This is a genomic window from Streptococcus mitis (genome assembly GCF_946188695.1).
Classification (GTDB): domain Bacteria; phylum Bacillota; class Bacilli; order Lactobacillales; family Streptococcaceae; genus Streptococcus; species Streptococcus mitis_DF.
This window is the reverse complement of sequence record NZ_CAMHWI010000009.1, coordinates 59442-76306: the sequence shown is the minus strand read 5'-3', so window position 1 is coordinate 76306 and position 16865 is coordinate 59442. Positions and strand designations below refer to the sequence as shown.

The 16865-nt window shown below is 38.1% G+C and carries 32 protein-coding genes; 28 read left to right on the top strand and 4 right to left on the bottom strand.

Annotation, left to right across the window (positions count from 1 at the left end):
* Positions 1-94 precede the first annotated feature (94 nt).
* Complete coding sequence (locus N8L33_RS05505; RefSeq protein ID WP_261059113.1) at positions 95-478, bottom strand: ImmA/IrrE family metallo-endopeptidase; 384 nt, start codon at positions 476-478, stop codon at positions 95-97.
* Positions 462-833, bottom strand: a complete 372-nt coding sequence (locus N8L33_RS05500) for a helix-turn-helix domain-containing protein (RefSeq protein WP_261059100.1) — start codon at positions 831-833, stop codon at positions 462-464. The genes N8L33_RS05505 and N8L33_RS05500 overlap by 17 nt, the downstream gene beginning before the upstream one ends.
* A 289-nt stretch (positions 834-1122) precedes the next feature.
* Between N8L33_RS05500 and N8L33_RS05495 the strand changes: the two genes are divergently transcribed.
* The gene (locus N8L33_RS05495; RefSeq protein ID WP_261059098.1) at positions 1123-1263 is read left to right on the top strand and encodes a hypothetical protein; all 141 of its coding nucleotides are present in this window, start codon (positions 1123-1125) and stop codon (positions 1261-1263) included.
* Between the two features lie 25 nt (positions 1264-1288).
* Here N8L33_RS05495 and N8L33_RS05490 read toward each other — a convergent pair whose 3' ends face one another.
* Complete coding sequence (locus N8L33_RS05490; RefSeq protein ID WP_261059097.1) at positions 1289-1819, bottom strand: hypothetical protein; 531 nt, start codon at positions 1817-1819, stop codon at positions 1289-1291.
* Between the two features lie 63 nt (positions 1820-1882).
* Here N8L33_RS05490 and N8L33_RS05485 point away from each other — a divergent pair, with 63 nt between their 5' ends.
* Genes N8L33_RS05485 through N8L33_RS05475 form a run of 3 tightly spaced genes read left to right on the top strand, consistent with a single transcriptional unit; the run spans position 1883 to position 2443 of the window.
* Positions 1883-2092 (top strand): helix-turn-helix domain-containing protein, encoded by a 210-nt coding sequence (locus tag N8L33_RS05485; RefSeq protein ID WP_261059096.1) that lies wholly within the window; start codon positions 1883-1885, stop codon positions 2090-2092.
* A 3-nt stretch (positions 2093-2095) separates the two neighbouring features.
* Positions 2096-2293 (top strand): hypothetical protein, encoded by a 198-nt coding sequence (locus tag N8L33_RS05480; RefSeq protein WP_247940516.1) that lies wholly within the window; start codon positions 2096-2098, stop codon positions 2291-2293.
* Positions 2294-2302: 9 nt separating this feature from the next.
* Positions 2303-2443, top strand: coding sequence for a hypothetical protein (locus N8L33_RS05475; RefSeq protein ID WP_261059092.1), 141 nt, complete (start codon positions 2303-2305; stop codon positions 2441-2443).
* On the opposite strand, the gene N8L33_RS05470 is transcribed toward N8L33_RS05475, so the two are convergent.
* Positions 2417-2797, bottom strand: coding sequence for a DUF2513 domain-containing protein (locus tag N8L33_RS05470; protein WP_261059091.1), 381 nt, complete (start codon positions 2795-2797; stop codon positions 2417-2419). The two genes, N8L33_RS05475 and N8L33_RS05470, sit on opposite strands and share 27 nt — an antisense overlap.
* Positions 2798-2848: 51 nt before the next feature.
* Between N8L33_RS05470 and N8L33_RS05465 the strand changes: the two genes are divergently transcribed.
* From N8L33_RS05465 to N8L33_RS05350, 24 genes are all read left to right on the top strand, one after another.
* Positions 2849-3562, top strand: a complete 714-nt coding sequence (locus N8L33_RS05465; protein WP_261059090.1) for an ORF6C domain-containing protein — start codon at positions 2849-2851, stop codon at positions 3560-3562.
* 80 nt (positions 3563-3642) lie between these two features.
* Positions 3643-3921, top strand: a complete 279-nt coding sequence (locus tag N8L33_RS05460) for a helix-turn-helix domain-containing protein (RefSeq protein ID WP_261059089.1) — start codon at positions 3643-3645, stop codon at positions 3919-3921.
* A 13-nt stretch (positions 3922-3934) separates the two neighbouring features.
* Complete coding sequence (locus N8L33_RS05455; protein WP_261059088.1) at positions 3935-4255, top strand: hypothetical protein; 321 nt, start codon at positions 3935-3937, stop codon at positions 4253-4255.
* Positions 4256-4270: 15 nt separating this feature from the next.
* Positions 4271-4564: a hypothetical protein gene (locus N8L33_RS05450; RefSeq protein ID WP_261059087.1), complete on the top strand. Its 294-nt coding sequence runs from the start codon at positions 4271-4273 to the stop codon at positions 4562-4564.
* A complete protein-coding gene (dnaB, locus tag N8L33_RS05445) occupies positions 4557-5891 on the top strand; it encodes a replicative DNA helicase (RefSeq protein ID WP_261059086.1) in 1335 nt (444 codons plus the stop codon). Before N8L33_RS05450 ends, dnaB begins: the two co-directional genes overlap by 8 nt.
* A complete protein-coding gene (locus N8L33_RS05440; RefSeq protein WP_261059085.1) occupies positions 5892-6569 on the top strand; it encodes a GIY-YIG nuclease family protein in 678 nt (225 codons plus the stop codon).
* A 17-nt stretch (positions 6570-6586) separates the two neighbouring features.
* Entirely contained in the window at positions 6587-7345 is a 759-nt protein-coding gene (locus N8L33_RS05435) for a conserved phage C-terminal domain-containing protein (protein ID WP_261059084.1), read from the top strand.
* Positions 7346-8167 (top strand): ATP-binding protein, encoded by an 822-nt coding sequence (locus N8L33_RS05430; RefSeq protein WP_261059083.1) that lies wholly within the window; start codon positions 7346-7348, stop codon positions 8165-8167.
* An 11-nt stretch (positions 8168-8178) separates the two neighbouring features.
* Positions 8179-8952: a DNA cytosine methyltransferase gene (locus tag N8L33_RS05425; protein ID WP_261059111.1), complete on the top strand. Its 774-nt coding sequence runs from the start codon at positions 8179-8181 to the stop codon at positions 8950-8952.
* Positions 8945-9172 carry a hypothetical protein gene (locus tag N8L33_RS05420; RefSeq protein WP_261059082.1) on the top strand — a complete coding sequence of 76 codons (228 nt, stop codon included), beginning with the start codon at positions 8945-8947 and terminating at the stop codon, positions 9170-9172. Before N8L33_RS05425 ends, N8L33_RS05420 begins: the two co-directional genes overlap by 8 nt.
* Positions 9173-9294: 122 nt before the next feature.
* Positions 9295-9801, top strand: a complete 507-nt coding sequence (locus tag N8L33_RS05415; RefSeq protein WP_261059081.1) for a DUF1642 domain-containing protein — start codon at positions 9295-9297, stop codon at positions 9799-9801.
* On the top strand, positions 9801-10001 hold the full coding sequence (locus tag N8L33_RS05410; RefSeq protein WP_261059080.1) for a hypothetical protein: 201 nt from the start codon (positions 9801-9803) through the stop codon (positions 9999-10001). Before N8L33_RS05415 ends, N8L33_RS05410 begins: the two co-directional genes overlap by 1 nt.
* Positions 9998-10258, top strand: a complete 261-nt coding sequence (locus N8L33_RS05405) for a DUF1372 family protein (protein ID WP_261059079.1) — start codon at positions 9998-10000, stop codon at positions 10256-10258. Before N8L33_RS05410 ends, N8L33_RS05405 begins: the two co-directional genes overlap by 4 nt.
* Positions 10258-10509: a hypothetical protein gene (locus N8L33_RS05400; RefSeq protein ID WP_261059078.1), complete on the top strand. Its 252-nt coding sequence runs from the start codon at positions 10258-10260 to the stop codon at positions 10507-10509. The genes N8L33_RS05405 and N8L33_RS05400 overlap by 1 nt, the downstream gene beginning before the upstream one ends.
* A complete protein-coding gene (locus tag N8L33_RS05395) occupies positions 10500-10844 on the top strand; it encodes a helix-turn-helix domain-containing protein (RefSeq protein ID WP_261059077.1) in 345 nt (114 codons plus the stop codon). Before N8L33_RS05400 ends, N8L33_RS05395 begins: the two co-directional genes overlap by 10 nt.
* Before the next feature lie 14 nt (positions 10845-10858).
* Positions 10859-11284 (top strand): ArpU family phage packaging/lysis transcriptional regulator, encoded by a 426-nt coding sequence (locus N8L33_RS05390; protein ID WP_033687690.1) that lies wholly within the window; start codon positions 10859-10861, stop codon positions 11282-11284.
* Between the two features lie 134 nt (positions 11285-11418).
* Positions 11419-11985, top strand: coding sequence for a site-specific integrase (locus N8L33_RS05385; protein ID WP_049529803.1), 567 nt, complete (start codon positions 11419-11421; stop codon positions 11983-11985).
* 234 nt (positions 11986-12219) lie between these two features.
* On the top strand, positions 12220-12564 hold the full coding sequence (locus N8L33_RS05380) for an HNH endonuclease (protein ID WP_220074105.1): 345 nt from the start codon (positions 12220-12222) through the stop codon (positions 12562-12564).
* A gap of 208 nt (positions 12565-12772) precedes the next feature.
* A complete protein-coding gene (locus N8L33_RS05375) occupies positions 12773-14041 on the top strand; it encodes a hypothetical protein (RefSeq protein WP_261059070.1) in 1269 nt (422 codons plus the stop codon).
* Entirely contained in the window at positions 14031-15266 is a 1236-nt protein-coding gene (locus tag N8L33_RS05370) for a hypothetical protein (protein ID WP_261059069.1), read from the top strand. The genes N8L33_RS05375 and N8L33_RS05370 overlap by 11 nt, the downstream gene beginning before the upstream one ends.
* On the top strand, positions 15253-15480 hold the full coding sequence (locus N8L33_RS05365; protein WP_261059067.1) for a hypothetical protein: 228 nt from the start codon (positions 15253-15255) through the stop codon (positions 15478-15480). Before N8L33_RS05370 ends, N8L33_RS05365 begins: the two co-directional genes overlap by 14 nt.
* 114 nt (positions 15481-15594) lie before the next feature.
* The gene (locus N8L33_RS05360) at positions 15595-15774 is read left to right on the top strand and encodes a hypothetical protein (RefSeq protein WP_060955012.1); all 180 of its coding nucleotides are present in this window, start codon (positions 15595-15597) and stop codon (positions 15772-15774) included.
* Between the two features lie 115 nt (positions 15775-15889).
* Entirely contained in the window at positions 15890-16144 is a 255-nt protein-coding gene (locus tag N8L33_RS05355) for a hypothetical protein (protein WP_117303996.1), read from the top strand.
* A complete protein-coding gene (locus N8L33_RS05350; RefSeq protein ID WP_117303998.1) occupies positions 16141-16860 on the top strand; it encodes a phage antirepressor KilAC domain-containing protein in 720 nt (239 codons plus the stop codon). The genes N8L33_RS05355 and N8L33_RS05350 overlap by 4 nt, the downstream gene beginning before the upstream one ends.
* Positions 16861-16865 lie beyond the last annotated feature (5 nt).

Genomic DNA, 16865 nt, shown 5'->3' with positions numbered 1-16865 from the left:
TTCTACTGATTTCACGCGTTTTTCTCATACTGAAGGCTAGGTTGGGGGAAACTGGAAGTTAGTTTTAGAAGTTACCTTTAATTTTTAGATATCTTCACATCCCCACAACATTCTTAAACTCTTCCTGTATCATATCTTCACCCCAGGTTGTTGAGATTTTGTGTCTTTCTGCAAACTGGAGCCAGTTGAAGTCTGATACTTCATACTGAGCGAGTTCTTCAGAGATGAGATGTCGAATCATGAAGCGGTCTGCTTCGTTTTCGTATTTGTAAAGCAGTCGTTTGTAATGTGCTGGGTTGTGGTTTATATGCCCTAATTCGTGCAGGATAACCTTTTCTCGCTCTTCTCGGGATAAATCCCCATTGACGTAAATAATGCGCTCATCGGGGAAATAGAAGCCTTTTCGCTCCCACATGGTTTCTGGGAAGAGATAGAGTGTGACCTGGTATTCATCTAGTAGTTCATTTGCTTTCAATATCCGATACCCCCAAAGAGAGTTTAATGATTTGAGTGATTTTATCTACATCGTCGTCTGATAACGGCTTACCATCGAACAGGACGACACGTTCACGAAGATTTGACAAGTCGACCACACGGCCGTCTGGTGTAGTTACTGTTTCCTTTGCGATAGCAGGATTATCTGTCCGACCAAGTAAATAATCTGTGGACACGTTGAAGTAGTCGGCGATTTCTGCAATTCTCTCAGCGTTTGGTTTTTGAGTTTTCAACTTATAGAGTGTATTTCTGCTATAACCAAGTGATTCTTCTAGCTGAGTGAGTGTCATTTTACGATTTTTTGCCAGTTCTTTTATTTTTTCAAATGTCGGAAACATTGATTTTTCAACCTTTCTAAGACATTACAAAAAATATTTCAACTTTTTGGGTGTAAAATATTGACAGCACTCCCAAAAAGGTGTATTATTATTTTGTAAGCTAAAGAGTTAGCGAACAAGACAACTAAAAAATAAAGCCTAATGAAACTGATTGGCGTCCGTTTTCTAGGTAGAACCTTACTTTTAGTAAGTCTTTTCTCTATGGTTTGATTTTAACTTATTGGGTGATAAATGTCAAGTGGTTCGCTAACTTTTTAGGTAATTTTTTAAAAAGAAAGGAGAGGAAGAGATGAATGCAAATGTAAATGTACTTTATGAATTAACTTGTAAAGACTTGAACGAAGCGATTGACGCAAAAAATAAAATCATCGCCAATACACTTGACGATGAAACTGTTGAGATAAAAATTGAATGCTTACGTGATGTTTGAACTGTAAAATCGCTCGGAGATGGTTCTATCGTAAATCGCGTAATAGAGCCATGGTCGATTGTCTGATAGCTGTAGCTGGAGAATCGCTTTTATTGCTCTCGTTTACAGTGTAGAACATTGCAGATGCCAATGTAGCATCAAGTACAAACTTGTCTATATATTTGTGTTTCTTGCTATCGGAGTAAGTAATTGTCAGTGTAATTCGACCTTTATAATCTGGGTCTATTGATGATGTAAATTTTTGTCCTGGGGCAATCATATTTCCGATAAGTGAGTTGAAGCGGTGTACAGAATTCAATGGATCCAATTCTCCAGCTATCTGAATATTATCTATATATGCTGGAGTTTGGCCAAAGTTTTTAAAAACATAGGTACGTTGTTGATTTTTAACTGCATAGACATCTACATAGACATTAATATAAGGCTTTGCCATATCCTCTGTTGCTTTCTTCGTTTGCCAGAGCGAAATGGTATTTAATATAAAACCTATTATAGCAATAATCACTGTGACATAGAGTGTCCAGATTTGGACATTTTCATTAGTAATTGGCGACATGAAATTCACCTCCTTTCTGCTTTTATTATAGCAAAAAGGAGAGAGAAATAGAGAGGAGAGAATATGAGCCAACAACATCAAAAATGGATTCAACTTGTCAAAGACAAATTGAATTTAGAAGGAATGACACAAACACACCTTGCTCGTGCTTGTGGAGTGAAGAAATCTACCATTTCAGAATTATTGAAATACGGTAAAGGTAGCGACAAATTAAAGAACCGAGTTTGCGACGTTTTAAGAATTGACGAAACTTGGGTTGAGTTAGGAGAGTAGTATATGAACAACGCAGCGCAAAAAGTAACACGGATTGACAAAGATGCCTGGGATATTGCTACGGAGCTTGCGAACGAGTACGGCGTATCTATTTGTCACATCATCAGCGAGAGCGTCCGCTACTGTGCAGAGAATGCCGAATTTAAGGAGATGGACGTTGTCGTTAAACGATTGGTAGTCGGCAGTAAGGTGATTGAGTAGGAGGGGAAGATGAATGAACTCAAAATAAGAGAAGATGGTATTTATTTGAATGATCAAAAATTAAAAGGGGTGCAAGCAATCAAAACAAAAAGCACGGCCGAAAGATGCCATGCTACCGTCTACTTAAAATTTATTGCCAAGCTGATTTGAAATGAGGTTGCTAATAACTTGTGATGAAATATCTTTAAGGACATCAAGCGAAAAAGAACCAACATTCTTTGCTATATCTTTTGTTCGATTCCAATTGTTATCTTGGCGAATATTATTGATGAACTGATGACCATAAGGAGATAAATCTTGAATTGAGAAACCACCGAAATAGTGTTGAACTTGGAGAAATAAACCACTATGTTCACATTGTCGAACATGGTAGAGGATTTCCTCTTGTGAATATTTTGGAATAAGTTTTTCATAGAGTTTATCCTCTGAGACATCATTGGAGTACGTTGAAAACTCTTCAATAACAAAAAGGATATCACGAATACAATCAGGATTTAATTTCATCAGAATTACCTCGTTTTTAATTTCATTATACCAAATTTAGAAAGGAATATTATGAAGGAAATTTTTAATTTTCACGGGCAGGAAGTCCGTACTTTGACAATTGATGACGAGCCTTGGTTCGTTGGGAAGGATGTTGCGGATATCTTGGGATATGCTAAACCTCTGGACGCAATTTCTCGGCACGTTGATGAAGATGACTCCGTGAAATACGGACTCACCGACAATTTAGGTCGAACACAAAACACTATCATCATCAACGAATCTGGTCTCTACTCTCTTATTTTATCCAGCAAGTTGCCTCAGGCTAAGGAGTTCAAGCGCTGGGTGACCTCAGAGGTCTTGCCAGCTATTCGCAAGCAGGGTGGTTTCATCCGCGAGGATTTGGACGAGGATGACTTTATCGCTCTCTTTACTGGACAGAAGAAATTGCGTGAGCAACAGGCGACCATGCTGAAAGATATTGACTATCTGAAGAGTGAGCAACCGATTCATCCAAGCTATGCTCAGTCGCTTCTGAAGAAGCGTAAGGCTAGGGTTGTGGCATGCCTGGGTGGTATTGATAGCCCAGCTTATGCGGATAAGATTTTCGCTCAGTCGGTATTTAGACAAGCTGAGATTGATTTCAAGGATCATTTTAATATCAGTCGCTATGACTTGCTACCGAAAAAGTTTGCAGAAGCTGCTCTTGCTTACTGGATGACGTGGGAGCCAAGCACTAATACCAAAATGAAGATTATGGAACTGAACTCTTTTAGTCAAGCGTAGGGCAAAAAAGCACCTGACGGAAATCAGGCGCATACTTAAATATTCAATATGATTATAACACGAAAGAGGGGAAATTGCCAATGGCTTTGGAATTGTTTGGAGAAGATTTCAAAAATGAACTGCTGGAAGAACTTGTCCAGTTGAATGTGAAAGCTATAACTGAAGCTAAATTACGAGTATCAAGAGGTACGAACTGGGCTTCAATCAAAGATGTCCAAGAGAAAACAGGTTGGGGTCGTAAGAAAATTGAAGATTTCAGAGACGCAGGGAAATTCCGCTACCAGCAAAATGCTAAAGGCGGTAAATATTTATATGACATGAACGATGTACTTCGGTTTCAAAGTCAGTTAGCACAATAAAGGAGATAGAAAAATGTTTGAACCACCGATTTTAGATCAGTTAATGGGCGTTGGAGCTCTGCTGATTGGATTTGCAGGGGCTTGCCGTCATATCAAACTGCAAGAACAACGAGAGGAAGAAGAGAGACGAGAAGAGCAAGAATTTGCGTCTATGATTATCCAAGGTTATAACCATGCATACGAACGTGGTAGAGAGGCACAGCGTCAAGAAATTCGTGAGAATATTCGTCGTCCGTTCAAGGGCTTTACCTACGACAACGAACCGCCTCAAGGCTTGCGTCCTGAGCCTCTAGCCTTGCCAGAGCCGAAACAGTCTGCAATCAGATTTTTGTAATGAGGAGGTCAGGAAATGGAAGAATTGATCGAATGGCTTGAAACCAAAGAAAAATTAAACAGGGAAATGATTTCTGACGATGAAACATCGGACTTTAACCTATATCTAGAAAATGATAATGATACCATGTTCATGATCAAGGAATACTTGAATGATTATGACAAGCTAGCCAAAGAATATCGAATTCTATCGTCTGAAAATCGTCTACTTAAGCTTGAAAAAATGGAGTTAGAGGGTAGGCACATCTATGAGGATATGCGGATGAAGTACCGTGCCAACCGTAGGAAGTGGGGTGCTCGGTATGTCTGAAGAATTTAGAATACTACCTCATGATTTAGTTGCAGAACAGTCTGTTCTGGGTGCAGTCTTTATCGCACCTGACACAATCATTTCGCTGGCAGATGAATTGGTTCCTGATGATTTTTATAAACCAGCCAACAAGATTGTATTTAAGACTATGTTGTCTCTCTTTAAAAAAGGAGAGCCAATCGATGCCACTACTATGGTGTCAGCTCTTACCAATCAAGGGCGGATTAAAGAAATTGGCGGCTTAAACTATGTTGTCGAGTTAGTGAACTCCACACCAACTTCCAAAAACGTGGAGCATTATGCAAAGTTAGTAAAAGAGAAGTCAACTCTAAGAAGAGTAATCGCTGATTTGTCAGAGTCTCTTTCTAGCGCATATCAAGGAGATGTATCAATCAGTGACATTATCTCAAAGACTGAAAAGTCAATGCTTGATATCAGCAATCAGAATACAGGCACAGGATTTCGTAATGTGGCCGATATCCTTGATACACACATGCAGATAGTCGAAACTCGCTCACAGACAGATGGATTCGTGACTGGTCTATCTACTGGTTTTGTCGGATTGGATAAGATTACAACAGGCCTTCATGAAGGGAATCTTATCATTCTTGCTGCTCGTCCAGCTATGGGGAAGACGGCATTGGCTCTTAATATCGCTAAGCATGTGGCTACGATGGAAAGAAAGCCTGCTGTCATCTTTTCACTTGAAATGGGAGCAGAGGAATTGATTGAGCGTATGGTGGCATCTGAGGGTATGGTTCCAGGTTATCATTTGAAGACTGGGAATCTTAGTACCGATGAGTGGAAAAGACTTGTACATGCACAAAATAATCTCTATGATGCGCCTATTTTCGTGAATGATACTGCTGGTATTCGGATTTCAGAGATACGGTCAAAGGCTCGAAAGCTTTCTCAAGAAATGGGTGGTCTAGGCATTATCATCATTGACTACTTGCAGTTGATTACTGGTTCAAAAGGTGAGAATCGCCAGCAGATTGTTTCTGAAATTTCAAGGGAATTGAAGATACTAGCAAAGGATTTGAGGGTTCCTGTCATAGCCTTATCACAGTTGAGTCGGTCAGTTGAGCAGAGACAGGATAAGCGCCCAATGTTATCAGATTTGCGAGAATCTGGTTCGATTGAGCAAGATGCAGATATTGTAGCTTTCTTGTATCGTGATGCCTACTACCAGAAGGAACATGCAGACAGTAAAGAAGCGAATAACGTGACCGATCTGATCCTAGAAAAGAATAGACATGGGAGTCTAGGGACAGTGAAGTTGTATTTTCATAAGGAATACACAAAATTTTCAAGTGTGGAGGAGTAGATGGCAAATTGGTTTGTGAGAATCAATCACAGAAAAGAAAACAAAGATAGTTACTACTCTCAGCAAGTAGAACGAAGGCTCTACTTTGATTTAGAAACTAAGAAGGACGTTTTGAAAAAAATCAAAGAAGATTATCCAGAATATTTTTCAGAAAAGATACCTCAAAGAACTTCGAAAGGGGAATTCTTTTTTGTCAATGTTTATGAATTGAGTGAAAACTGGGAAAGTTTTTGGACAGAAAATATTCCGTGTAAATTTTGTGGAGAAAATCCTGTCAATAGAATTGACATAAAGAACAATAATTATAGCGGTTATTATTTTTGTTGTCTAGAACATGAAGAACAATTTTATGCAAATAGGCTTGCTGAAGATGTCAGAACATATAGAAGTAGCAGTGTAGTTGGTTTCATCTATAAAATCACTCATAAACAGACGGGTAAGGTTTATATTGGAAAAACTGTTAATCATCCTATTTTTCGTTGGTTCCAACATTTTAAAGCACAATCAGGAAGTTACTTTCATGAAGTGATGAAAAAAAGCGATATCACAGACTGGACCTATGAGGTTATTGACAAGTTAAAAGATGGCACAGAAAATGAACTACTTGCGTTAGAAAGTAAATACATAGCTGATTTTAAAGCAACAAATCCTGAATATGGATATAACACTAAAAATTAGAAGAAAGGAGTAGTGCAATGATTAAAAAAAGTGAAGTCACTGGTTTCTTATCGTTTTTCAAATTTCCAAAGCCATTCATCTATGATGAAAAATATAAGTCATTGAGCAACCATGCGAAACTCTTGTATATGCTCTTATTTGGAAGGTTAGAACTTTCAATAAAAAATGGCTGGCATGACAGAGATGGGAATGTATTTCAATACTACACAAATGAGCAACTTATGGTTGATTTGAATAGTAGCGAAAAGACGATTATCAAATTCAAAAAAGAATTGAAGAATGTTGGACTGTTAAAAGAAGTTAGACAAGGGAATAACCTACCTAACAGAATCTATATAAGTGCCGTTGATGGTACTGTAAATAGTACAGTTTCGGAACTGGAAATTTTACAGTCTGGAACTGTAAATAATACAGTATCGGAACTGGAAATTTTACAGACAAACAAGACTAATAATAACGAGATAGATAATAACAATAAATTATCTATTTGTAGTGAAGTGATCAATTATCTAAATTCTAAAGCAAAAAAGAATTTCAAGGTAAATACTGCTAGTCATCAAAAATTTATCAAGGCAAGGTTAAAAGAGGGCTATGTCCTTGAAGATTTTAAAAAGGTTGTGGACATCATGGTCGCTAAGTGGAAAGGTACAGAGTATGAGCAGTATCTTCAACCACAAACGCTCTTCGGAAATAAGATGGATAATTATCTAAATCAACCGATGCCAAAACGTTCTACAATTTTAACCAGTACGGTTGACGAAAGGTTAGGGTTTTAGATGAAACAGTTTAAACAATTCAGAACCAGAACAGTTCTTGATGATATCTGTGAAATCCATGGATGCCATCTTTGGTCTGTTAAGATTCCTATCAAGGGCAAGGTTGAGGAAGTCAGTCAATGTCCTGAGTGCGAGAAAGAGAACATTCGACGTTTTGAAAAGCAACTGAACATGGAATCTGAAGTTAAAAGCAAGCTATCGGACACTTATGAGGTCTTTGCTCGTGACAGTATCGTTTCAAGCAAGCTGGCTAGCAAGTCGCTACATGACTATGAAATTCGAGTTGACATCGATGAAAATGCTATTAATTTTGTGAAGCGGTTGGAACGTGAATATGCCAAAGGTACGGTTGGAAATGCCATCATCACTGGTCCGTCTGGTGTTGGTAAGAGTCATCTTACTTATGGATTGGCTCGGTTTCTTAATGAGCAATTTAAGTCTTATGATGAACCGAAAAGTGTACTATTCGTTTCAGTTGTGACTTTGTTTGACAAGATTCGAGAAAGCTTTGAGTTTGACAATGGTTATTCAGAAGCTAAGATGGTCAAGCTATTGTCTGAGGTTGATTTCCTCTTCTTGGATGACCTTGGGAAAGAGAGTCGTAAGGCCGACACGAAGCGTAACGAGTGGGCGCATCAGATATTGTTCAAGATCCTGGATAATCGGACCAATACGATTATCAACACGAATTTGAGTAGCGAAGAGATTAAAGAACTTTACTCGGACGATTTCGGGAATGGTGCTTTATCAAGTCGCATTTTCGAGGGAGCGACAGGCAGGTGCTTTGTGTATCCGTCTGGGATGAAGGATAGGAGGTATTGATTATCAAAAAAATGGTAGTCTGGGCACTTTTTGATAGTGGGAATGGTTCTTACTTCAAGGGTGCTAACTCTCTGAATAGTTCGGGGGGGGCGAATATTGAAATCTATTCAATCGGAATGGATATAGAAAACAAGAACAATCATTTTACAAATCTGGACCTTGCTGATTACAAACGTTTATTTGGAGATAACACGCTCTTTGACGTGTTAGACAAATTACCAAAACCTGATCTTATAATAGCTAGTCCACCATGCGAAAGTTGGTCAAATGCTTCTGCGATGGAAAACGGAAATGCGTGTTGGAAACGCAATGATGTTTCTGACAACCTGTTTGCTCCCCAAGTAAGACCTTCACCATTCACAATCCGTTCAAAACAGGATTACGAATCAGCCTATATAAATTATCAGTATGACAGACAATTTCTAAAAAGGGTCAATGGTGAGCTAACAGCTTTCAACACAATAGAAATCATAAAAAGATATAGACCACAATTTTGGGTTATTGAGAATCCAGCGGCTGACAGACTGTGGCCTTACATTGAGGATATTATTGGATTCAGAATTCCATACAAAAATCTAGCTAGATACAATAATTATGATTATCCTTTACAAAAACGGACGATTTTTGGAAGCAATATTGAACTTAATCTTAAAAATAAAATTATCAAGCAGGACATCGAGTGGAAAAACTTCTCAAAATCATACAACGAGAGATCTAATATACCTGAAAAATTGGTGTCAGAAATATTCAAAAAAATTTATGAGGAGTTTAGTAAAGATGATTGAACTCTACTTCGTCTACAACGGGGACTGCAAGTTTTTTCTTGGAAGTTTTAACAATGTGGATGAACTTATTGAACAGATGAAAGACCATCAATGGGCATTCTCTGGCATTACTAGACCAAGATTTAAAAAATATATCGGAAGAAACGATGTACGTTTTGATTATGGTGCGGTAGATTGCTATTACTTAGCAACAAAATCAACGTGCCGCGAACCACGTTAAAAGCGAGCTAGAATATGCGTTAGACTTGGACAATGACGTATAAATAATTTGCGAGCTCTTGTGTCTTTGAGCCATGAGGGGCAAGAGCTGGATTTTTTAAAAACAAGTTGGAGGAAGCGAAGATGAATAAGCAGGAATTGATTGATTATTGTAATGTCTTAAAAGAAAGTAAAAATAGAATTATCAATTGTATTGATGTAGACGAAATTATCGATAAAATCAAACAACTAGACGAACCAGAAAAAGTCAAAGTTCCACCGTTTGTGGCGTTAATTATCGAGTATTACAAGAAACAGAACGCTACATTATATGATGCGCTCAGAGAAAAGAACTTTAATAAACAATACGCTGATTGGTTACTGAACGAACAGGGTGCTTACGACAAAGTCGCTCGAGCGTGGCTGGACGGCTACGAGGTCGAGAAAGAGAAGAAATTTTTCGTGAAAATAAAATGTTTAAGCGAAGAATATAAGTATCTTAACTACTTTAAGTCTTGTCGTGAATGGCTTTTTAGTGAAAAGGAAGAAACTAAAGAATACCGTACAGTACACACCCGAAAAGAACTTGAAGAAGCTGGATTCAGCGAAGTATTCAACAGTCCTTTATTTGAAGTTGTGGAGGCGGAGTGATGCCTAGAAAGATACAAGCAACGATTACACAAGATCTATATGACCATGTCGAAGCCATTAAAGAATATGGTAGTTATAGAAGCGTGTCTGAAGTAGTCAATAAAGCACTTGAAAAGTTAGTAAATGACTATGGTAGCAGTGAAATATATAAATATTATTTGCAAAAAGTAAGAGATGGAAGAAATGAGGACACAGAATGAGACGTTTTATCGTAATTTGGATATTATTGTCTGCTGGATTGAATATCTGGCAGAGTATCCACATTAAAAAACTAGAAGCAAAGCGTCCGATTGTCGTTTATAAAGCTGATAATCAAGGTGCAGAAATCAAAGGCAGAGTTTTACAAAAGGAGAAGATTGGCGACATGTACACTATCACAGTACAAAATTACGGAATATTCGTAGTTACTAAAACAAGCTATGAATCTCTAAAAATAGGAGATGAGGTAATATTGTAATGACAAAGTACAAGAAACCAACTTACATCATCATTCAGGAAGCAATGGCAGAGCGCATTAGATTTCTGGAAGATGAACTGTATGAAAGGGCCTATAAGGATATTGAGAAACTAGAAGCTCAAAATGATTTCTTAAAAGGTCTTTGTAACAACCAGCTTGATATCATCATGGATTATGAATGGAAGCAGATGCAAGAGCAGGCTACATTCATAAAAGCTAATACTAGAAAGTGGAGAGCAAGATGCAGCTAAGACTGAAAGAACTTAGAGAGGACTTGTGTATTTCTGTCAAAGATATGGCTAGAGATACAGGTGTTTCCCAAAATACAATTCATTTGTACGAACGGGGTGGATATCCATCCATTAAGCAAATAGAAATGATTGCCAAAACCTATGATGTGAATCCTGCTTGGCTAGTTGGATGGATAGATGATGAAATGATGCCTGGAGTCCAGGTCGTTGAAAAAGTGGTCTATAAAGAAAGTCCAACGGCAAGATTGCCGGATTATTTCAATAATAACAACGATGGTAAGATTATCAAGTGGAAGCAATCACGAAGATTTCGACGGAAGAATTACTTGAGATAGAAACGAGGTGAGCGATGCCCTTCTTTCCTGATATAAACGAAACTAAAACAAAAGAAAATGCCAAGAAAATTTTAGAAGGATATCCTCGCTGGCGTCGTGTGGCCAATGACACCGAAGGTCAGAGAGTAACGACAACCTACTCATTTATGCCGAGAAATCCGTCAAGTGGAAGAAATAGTCAAGTCGAGAAGTTAGCTATACGGAAAGTTGATGCAGAGCTTGAGCTGGATGCAATTGAGCAAGCGGTTAGCGGCTTACACGATCCTCTATATCGTAGGATACTTTTCGAAAAGTACCTTCAGTGGGATTGCAAGAAGAATGAAACAATCGCAATGGACTTGTCTCTTTCAGAAAGTTCATATTACGAAATTTTGGAGAAGGCTTTGATGGCATTTGCAGAGCTATACCGCAATGGAGAACAGATTGAAATTTTGGAGTAAACTTGGAGTTTTTTTGGAGTAAACTCGGAGTAAGTCCGGAGTAAATATATGATTTTATGTGCTAAAATTATATTATGAAGTAATTGTAAAGGCAGGCACACCCTGTCTTTTTCTTTGAGTTTGGAGGTGATATCGTGAAAAAAGTAGAACCTATTCGTGAACTTGATGACATTGAACGGATGAAAGACTTTTTAAAATCAAAGAGTGAGCGAAACTATGTCCTAATCATGTGCGGTCTGTATTCTGGAATGCGCATCAGCGATATTATACCTCTCCAAGTGAAACAAGTGACAGGCGATAGAATCGAGGTTACTGAAAAGAAAACTGGTAAGGTCAAGCGATTTGCTATCAACCCTGAATTAAGAAAAGCTTTAAGTCACTACATTAAAACAAATGACCTTAAAGGTTATGATTACCTATTTCCAAGTAAGAAAAAAGTTAGGACAGACGGAGTAAGAATCGTTCATATTGGAAGAGTTGCAGCTTATCAAATATTAAAGCAAGCAGCTGAACATGTTGGCCTTAAAAACATTGGGACTCACTCAATGAGAAAATCATTTGGTTATCATCATTACAGAAAAAATCAAAATGTAGCGATCTTGATGGAATTATTTAATCATTCATCTCCAGATATCACACTTGATTATATAGGTATTAAGCAGGATGAATTGGATGATTCAATGATGAATTTTAGCTATTAAATGACTATTTATTTTACATATTGAGAAAAAGTAAATCAGTTTTTAATGAAACAGATGTAAGCACTTGCTACAGTTGACTTTTAAGAATGTTAGTTTTATTTAACAGAATATAAGATATGTTAAATATACGAGGGTGCCAGAGATTAAAAAACACCCCCCTCCTAGACTAAAAAATCTCCCCCACATCATAAAAATTTACCCCCCTACCTCTTAAAAAGAAAGGCCCCTCCTTAGATGAATACCCCCCATGAAAGACCGGACCGGAGCGGTCCTCACAGAGTTGCTTTTGAAAAGAATAAAAATATTATTCTCAAAACAAGAAATACTTGTGGAATTTGTGGACTACCAGTTGACAAATCCTTGAGGTACCCACATCCATTAAGTCCGGTCATTGACCACATTATTCCAATCAATCGTAACGGTCATCCATCAGATATTCAAAACTTGCAGTTAGCCCACTGGCAATGCAACAGACAGAAGTCTGATAAGTTATATGCTGACGATAGGTCAGCCAATGCTACTGTTGTAGGTAATCGCAACCTGCCACAGTCAAGAGATTGGACAAAGTACAGAGCTTGAAGAAGCCAAAAAAGAAAAATTATATTATTTTTTAAAAATATCAAAAATAATAATGAATGCTTAGAATTTGAAAAAATAACAGATATGTGTGAAATAAGTCCTAGCAGAGGATAGGGGGGTATCCCCCTCCCACTAGGCGCTCGAGAGCTTCACGCCGTCACTGTACATTTTTTCTCGCGCCAAATCATCACAATGAAAGGAGAACGGTTTGGAATTAAGAGGAATTGACTATCTCAGGAGAAAGTTGAATCTCTATCAGAGCAGAGTCAATCTGAGGTACAAACATTATGCGATGCAACACTATGAAGCGCCGACAGGAATCACAATTCCTGCACATATCAGGGTAAAGTATCAAGCTGTTCTTGGTTGGGCTGCAAAGGGAGTTGATAGTCTTGCAGATCGTTTGATTTTCAGGGCATTTGCTAATGATGATTTTAATGTTACAGAAATCTTTAATCGGAACAATCCTGATATCTTCTTTGATAGTGCTATTTTAGCTGCGCTGATTGGTTCGTGTAGCTTTGTATACATTTCGAAGGGTGAAGATGATGAGGTGAGGTTGCAAGTCATTGAATCAAGCAATGCGACGGGTGTTATTGATCCTATCACTGGTTTGCTTGTGGAAGGTTATGCGGTGTTGGCTCGTGATGATTACAATCGTCCAACGCTTGAAGCCTACTTCGAGCCTAATGCTACTCACTTCATTCCGAAAGATGGGGAGCCTTACTCAGTTACGAATGAGACAGGTATTCCTTTGCTGGTTCCGGTCATTCATCGTCCTGATGCGGTCCGCCCGTTTGGTCGGTCTCGTATTACCAGGGCGGGGATGTATTATCAAAAATACGCTAAGCGAACTTTAGAACGGGCTGATATCACTGCTGAGTTCTACTCATGGCCACAGAAATATATTCTTGGGCTTGATCCTGATGCGGAACCTATGGAGAAATGGAAAGCTACTGTATCAAGCTTGTTGACGATTTCTTCAAGCGATAAAGGTGAGAAGCCGAGCGTTGGACAGTTTACTACAGCTAGCATGTCACCGTTTACTGAGCAACTGAGAACAGCCGCTGCTGGATTTGCTGGGGAAATGGGGCTGACATTGGATGATCTTGGTTTCGTTTCAGATAATCCATCATCTGTGGAAGCTATCAAGGCTAGTCATGAGAACTTGCGCCTGGCTGGTCGCAAGGCTCAGAGGTCGCTTGGAGCAGGTTTGCTTAATGTGGCTTATGTTGCAGCTTGTTTGCGTGATGAATTTCGCTATACTAGAAGCCAATTTGTGAGAACCACTGTTAAGTGGGAACCATTGTTTGAAGCGGATGCGAATACAATGACTATGATTGGTGATGGTGTTGTGAAGTTGAATCAGGCATTGCCTGGTTACATCAATGCGGAGACAATTCGAGACCTTACTGGTATCGCTGGAGACATGTCTGCTAAACCAGTGCTGAGTGAGGATGGTTCAGATGGAGAATGATGTTTTACCTGGTATCTTGCAAGAGGTTCAGGAGAGGTTTGAGAGAGATTTCGGTAAGAGTGAGATTGTCAGAAATGCTTTTGCTGCATTAAAGGGGAAAAAAGCTACTTACAAAACTGCAAATGAGTTTGCGATTGAAATTGGCGATATTCTCTCTAAGGCTCTGGGAGCCTCTCTGACGAACGAAACGCTACCAGACGGTAAAATGTATTACAATATCGCTCAGCGCGTGCTGACGGACGTTCTGGGGCGAAATTATGAGCTTGTGAGTGATTATGCTGAACAAGTTCAGAAGAATTTGAACTCTGAGGCTAAAATCGGGTTAGCTGCTCAGGTTCCTGAACTCAATCAAGACCGAATTGATGGCCTGGTCAATCGTTTAGCTAGTGAGGAAAGTTTTGATGATGTAAAATGGTTACTTGATGACCCGATTGTAAATTTTAGTCAGAGCATTGTGGATGATAGCATTCGAAAAAATGTGGAGTTTCAGCATAAAGTGGGATTGAGTCCGAAAATCGTTCGAAGAGTTGTCGGTCATCCATGTAAATGGTGCAAGAGTTTAGAGGGTTCATACAATTATCCAGAAGTTCCCAAGGATATATATAGACGGCATGGCAAGTGTAGGTGTATTGTTGACTATCATCCTGGTAATGGGAAGAAACAGAATGTTCATACTAAACGTTGGGCAGAATCTCAAAAAAGTGCTAAAATAGAAGTATTAAAAGGTGTAGGCTTACCTGTTCAATCTGGTGCAAGAAATTATTTTCGTGATGAATCGAATGATGATATTTTGCCAAAAGATTTTATTAAAGCAGAAAAGCACGCTTATCTTACGTATGACAAAATAAAAAATAGTAATCAAGAATTAGAGAAGCGAAAAATTTACTCGAACATTGGAAAGTTTAAGGAAATGAAAGACTTTACCAAGGAAGATGTTGATATTGCTTTTAATCATGTTTTTAATGATATCCATATTTTAAAAGACGGGGAAAGCTTATTTCATCCAGAAGTCAATATGGCAGAGTCGTGGGATCGTCTGATTACTGGTAAGGATATCCAATCACATGACTTGATATTATTGAAACATGAGCGCTTAGAGCATGATTATATGTACGTCAGAGGGAATATGGATTATGATACTGCTCATGCTAAAACAGATGAAACCTATAATTATGGTAAAGCTTTGACTCGATATTTGGAAAGGAAGAATAATGTTAAAATTTAATTTGATTGAAGTTGTGAATGGTTTTTACCGTTACGAGGTCTTTCCTGAAGGCGATGTGAGTAGAAGGGAGATATTTGAATTCAATCCCTCTACCCGTGAGGTAAAGCGAAATGATCCCCCAAGATATGGTTTTGATTATGTGTCAAAATGTATCATAAATCTAAAAAATGAAGACGGCAGCTTGAAAGAATCAGGGCAAGTTGCTTGGTATTAAGCACCTAGAGAAATCTAAGTGCTTTTCTTATTTTTAATTTTTTTCAAAAAACCTCTTGACTTTTTGTGGCACAAGTTGTAATATATTGTTGTGGCACAGAAAGTAGGTGATGAAATGAGTCCACGAACCGGAAGACCAAAAAGCGAAAAACCGTTGAATGTCGAAGTTAAAGCAAGAATCGACTCAGAGTTGAATAAACATTTGGAAGATTATTGCTTACAAAAAAAGACCACTCGTACAGAAGTGGTTAGAAAAGGCATAAAATTAGTTCTAGGTCTTGAAAAAAATAAATAACGCATAATCCTCCCTCGCCAAAGTTGAGATTATACGTTATCGCTCGAAAGAAACTCTTTCTGAAATCATTATATCAGAAAAGAGCTTCTTTGTCATACCCAAAGGAGTTTTTATTATGGCAAAAAATGAACTTTTAGATAGCTACGAAGAATTGGTAAACTATACTGCTGAGATTAGAGAAAGCTTGGATATATTGCATGAATGGTTAGCCAAGAAACCTAATTTTGAGGATTATCATTCTTATTATGATTTGATTTCAAATCATGGTCAGCACTTTGCCTTACTGAATCTGATCCTACATCGTATGGACTGCTTAATCGAAGAACATACTCAGAAAATAAATAATGGATTAAAAGGAGAAATAAAATGAATCAACTTATTACTGTAAACTTAAATGATAATCAAGAACCAGTTGTATCTGGTCGTCAATTACACGAAGCATTAGGAGTTAATTCAAACTATACAACATGGTTTGATAGAATGACCGAATACGGTTTTACAGAAAATGAAGATTATGTTTTGCTTTCCAATTTTGGAAACCAAACAGGTCGAGGTGGACACAACAAAGTAGACCACATTATTAAACTAGACATGGCTAAGGAAATTGCCATGATTCAACGAACTGACAAAGGAAAAGAAGTCCGTCAGTATTTCATACAAGTTGAGAAAGACTTCAATAGTCCTGAAAAGATTATGGCTCGTGCTTTGAAGATTGCGGATAATAAAATCCATAAACTGGAAGCGCAGATGGAAGCTGACAAGCCAAAAGTTCTCTTTGCTAATGCGGTGTCAGCTAGTCAGACATCTATTTTGATTGGAGATTTTGCTAAGTTGCTCCGTCAGAATGGTCTGGAAATTGGTCAGAATCGTTTGTTCATTTGGTTACGTGAAAATGGATTTCTAATTAACCGCAAAGGAGACTCTTGGAATATGCCGACTCAGCGTAGTATGGATAGGGGATTGTTTGAAATTAAAGAACGAACACACCATGAACCTAATGGAACAATTCGTATCAGTAAAACTACAAAAATTACTGGAAAAGGTCAAGTCTATTTCATGGAAAAACTATTAGCAGAAGTAGCCTAATATAA

Coding starts and splice junctions, on each gene's coding strand:
- N8L33_RS05500 (WP_261059100.1), bottom strand. CDS start 833: ATGTTTCCGACATTTGAAAAAATAAAAGAACTGGCAAAAAATCGTAAA.
- N8L33_RS05495 (WP_261059098.1), top strand. CDS start 1,123: ATGAATGCAAATGTAAATGTACTTTATGAATTAACTTGTAAAGACTTG.
- N8L33_RS05490 (WP_261059097.1), bottom strand. CDS start 1,819: ATGTCGCCAATTACTAATGAAAATGTCCAAATCTGGACACTCTATGTC.
- N8L33_RS05485 (WP_261059096.1), top strand. CDS start 1,883: ATGAGCCAACAACATCAAAAATGGATTCAACTTGTCAAAGACAAATTG.
- N8L33_RS05480 (WP_247940516.1), top strand. CDS start 2,096: ATGAACAACGCAGCGCAAAAAGTAACACGGATTGACAAAGATGCCTGG.
- N8L33_RS05475 (WP_261059092.1), top strand. CDS start 2,303: ATGAATGAACTCAAAATAAGAGAAGATGGTATTTATTTGAATGATCAA.
- N8L33_RS05470 (WP_261059091.1), bottom strand. CDS start 2,797: ATGAAATTAAATCCTGATTGTATTCGTGATATCCTTTTTGTTATTGAA.
- N8L33_RS05465 (WP_261059090.1), top strand. CDS start 2,849: ATGAAGGAAATTTTTAATTTTCACGGGCAGGAAGTCCGTACTTTGACA.
- N8L33_RS05460 (WP_261059089.1), top strand. CDS start 3,643: ATGGCTTTGGAATTGTTTGGAGAAGATTTCAAAAATGAACTGCTGGAA.
- N8L33_RS05455 (WP_261059088.1), top strand. CDS start 3,935: ATGTTTGAACCACCGATTTTAGATCAGTTAATGGGCGTTGGAGCTCTG.
- N8L33_RS05450 (WP_261059087.1), top strand. CDS start 4,271: ATGGAAGAATTGATCGAATGGCTTGAAACCAAAGAAAAATTAAACAGG.
- dnaB (WP_261059086.1), top strand. CDS start 4,557: ATGTCTGAAGAATTTAGAATACTACCTCATGATTTAGTTGCAGAACAG.
- N8L33_RS05440 (WP_261059085.1), top strand. CDS start 5,892: ATGGCAAATTGGTTTGTGAGAATCAATCACAGAAAAGAAAACAAAGAT.
- N8L33_RS05435 (WP_261059084.1), top strand. CDS start 6,587: ATGATTAAAAAAAGTGAAGTCACTGGTTTCTTATCGTTTTTCAAATTT.
- N8L33_RS05430 (WP_261059083.1), top strand. CDS start 7,346: ATGAAACAGTTTAAACAATTCAGAACCAGAACAGTTCTTGATGATATC.
- N8L33_RS05425 (WP_261059111.1), top strand. CDS start 8,179: ATGGTAGTCTGGGCACTTTTTGATAGTGGGAATGGTTCTTACTTCAAG.
- N8L33_RS05420 (WP_261059082.1), top strand. CDS start 8,945: ATGATTGAACTCTACTTCGTCTACAACGGGGACTGCAAGTTTTTTCTT.
- N8L33_RS05415 (WP_261059081.1), top strand. CDS start 9,295: ATGAATAAGCAGGAATTGATTGATTATTGTAATGTCTTAAAAGAAAGT.
- N8L33_RS05410 (WP_261059080.1), top strand. CDS start 9,801: ATGCCTAGAAAGATACAAGCAACGATTACACAAGATCTATATGACCAT.
- N8L33_RS05405 (WP_261059079.1), top strand. CDS start 9,998: ATGAGACGTTTTATCGTAATTTGGATATTATTGTCTGCTGGATTGAAT.
- N8L33_RS05400 (WP_261059078.1), top strand. CDS start 10,258: ATGACAAAGTACAAGAAACCAACTTACATCATCATTCAGGAAGCAATG.
- N8L33_RS05395 (WP_261059077.1), top strand. CDS start 10,500: ATGCAGCTAAGACTGAAAGAACTTAGAGAGGACTTGTGTATTTCTGTC.
- N8L33_RS05390 (WP_033687690.1), top strand. CDS start 10,859: ATGCCCTTCTTTCCTGATATAAACGAAACTAAAACAAAAGAAAATGCC.
- N8L33_RS05380 (WP_220074105.1), top strand. CDS start 12,220: ATGAATACCCCCCATGAAAGACCGGACCGGAGCGGTCCTCACAGAGTT.
- N8L33_RS05370 (WP_261059069.1), top strand. CDS start 14,031: ATGGAGAATGATGTTTTACCTGGTATCTTGCAAGAGGTTCAGGAGAGG.
- N8L33_RS05365 (WP_261059067.1), top strand. CDS start 15,253: ATGTTAAAATTTAATTTGATTGAAGTTGTGAATGGTTTTTACCGTTAC.
- N8L33_RS05360 (WP_060955012.1), top strand. CDS start 15,595: ATGAGTCCACGAACCGGAAGACCAAAAAGCGAAAAACCGTTGAATGTC.
- N8L33_RS05355 (WP_117303996.1), top strand. CDS start 15,890: ATGGCAAAAAATGAACTTTTAGATAGCTACGAAGAATTGGTAAACTAT.
- N8L33_RS05350 (WP_117303998.1), top strand. CDS start 16,141: ATGAATCAACTTATTACTGTAAACTTAAATGATAATCAAGAACCAGTT.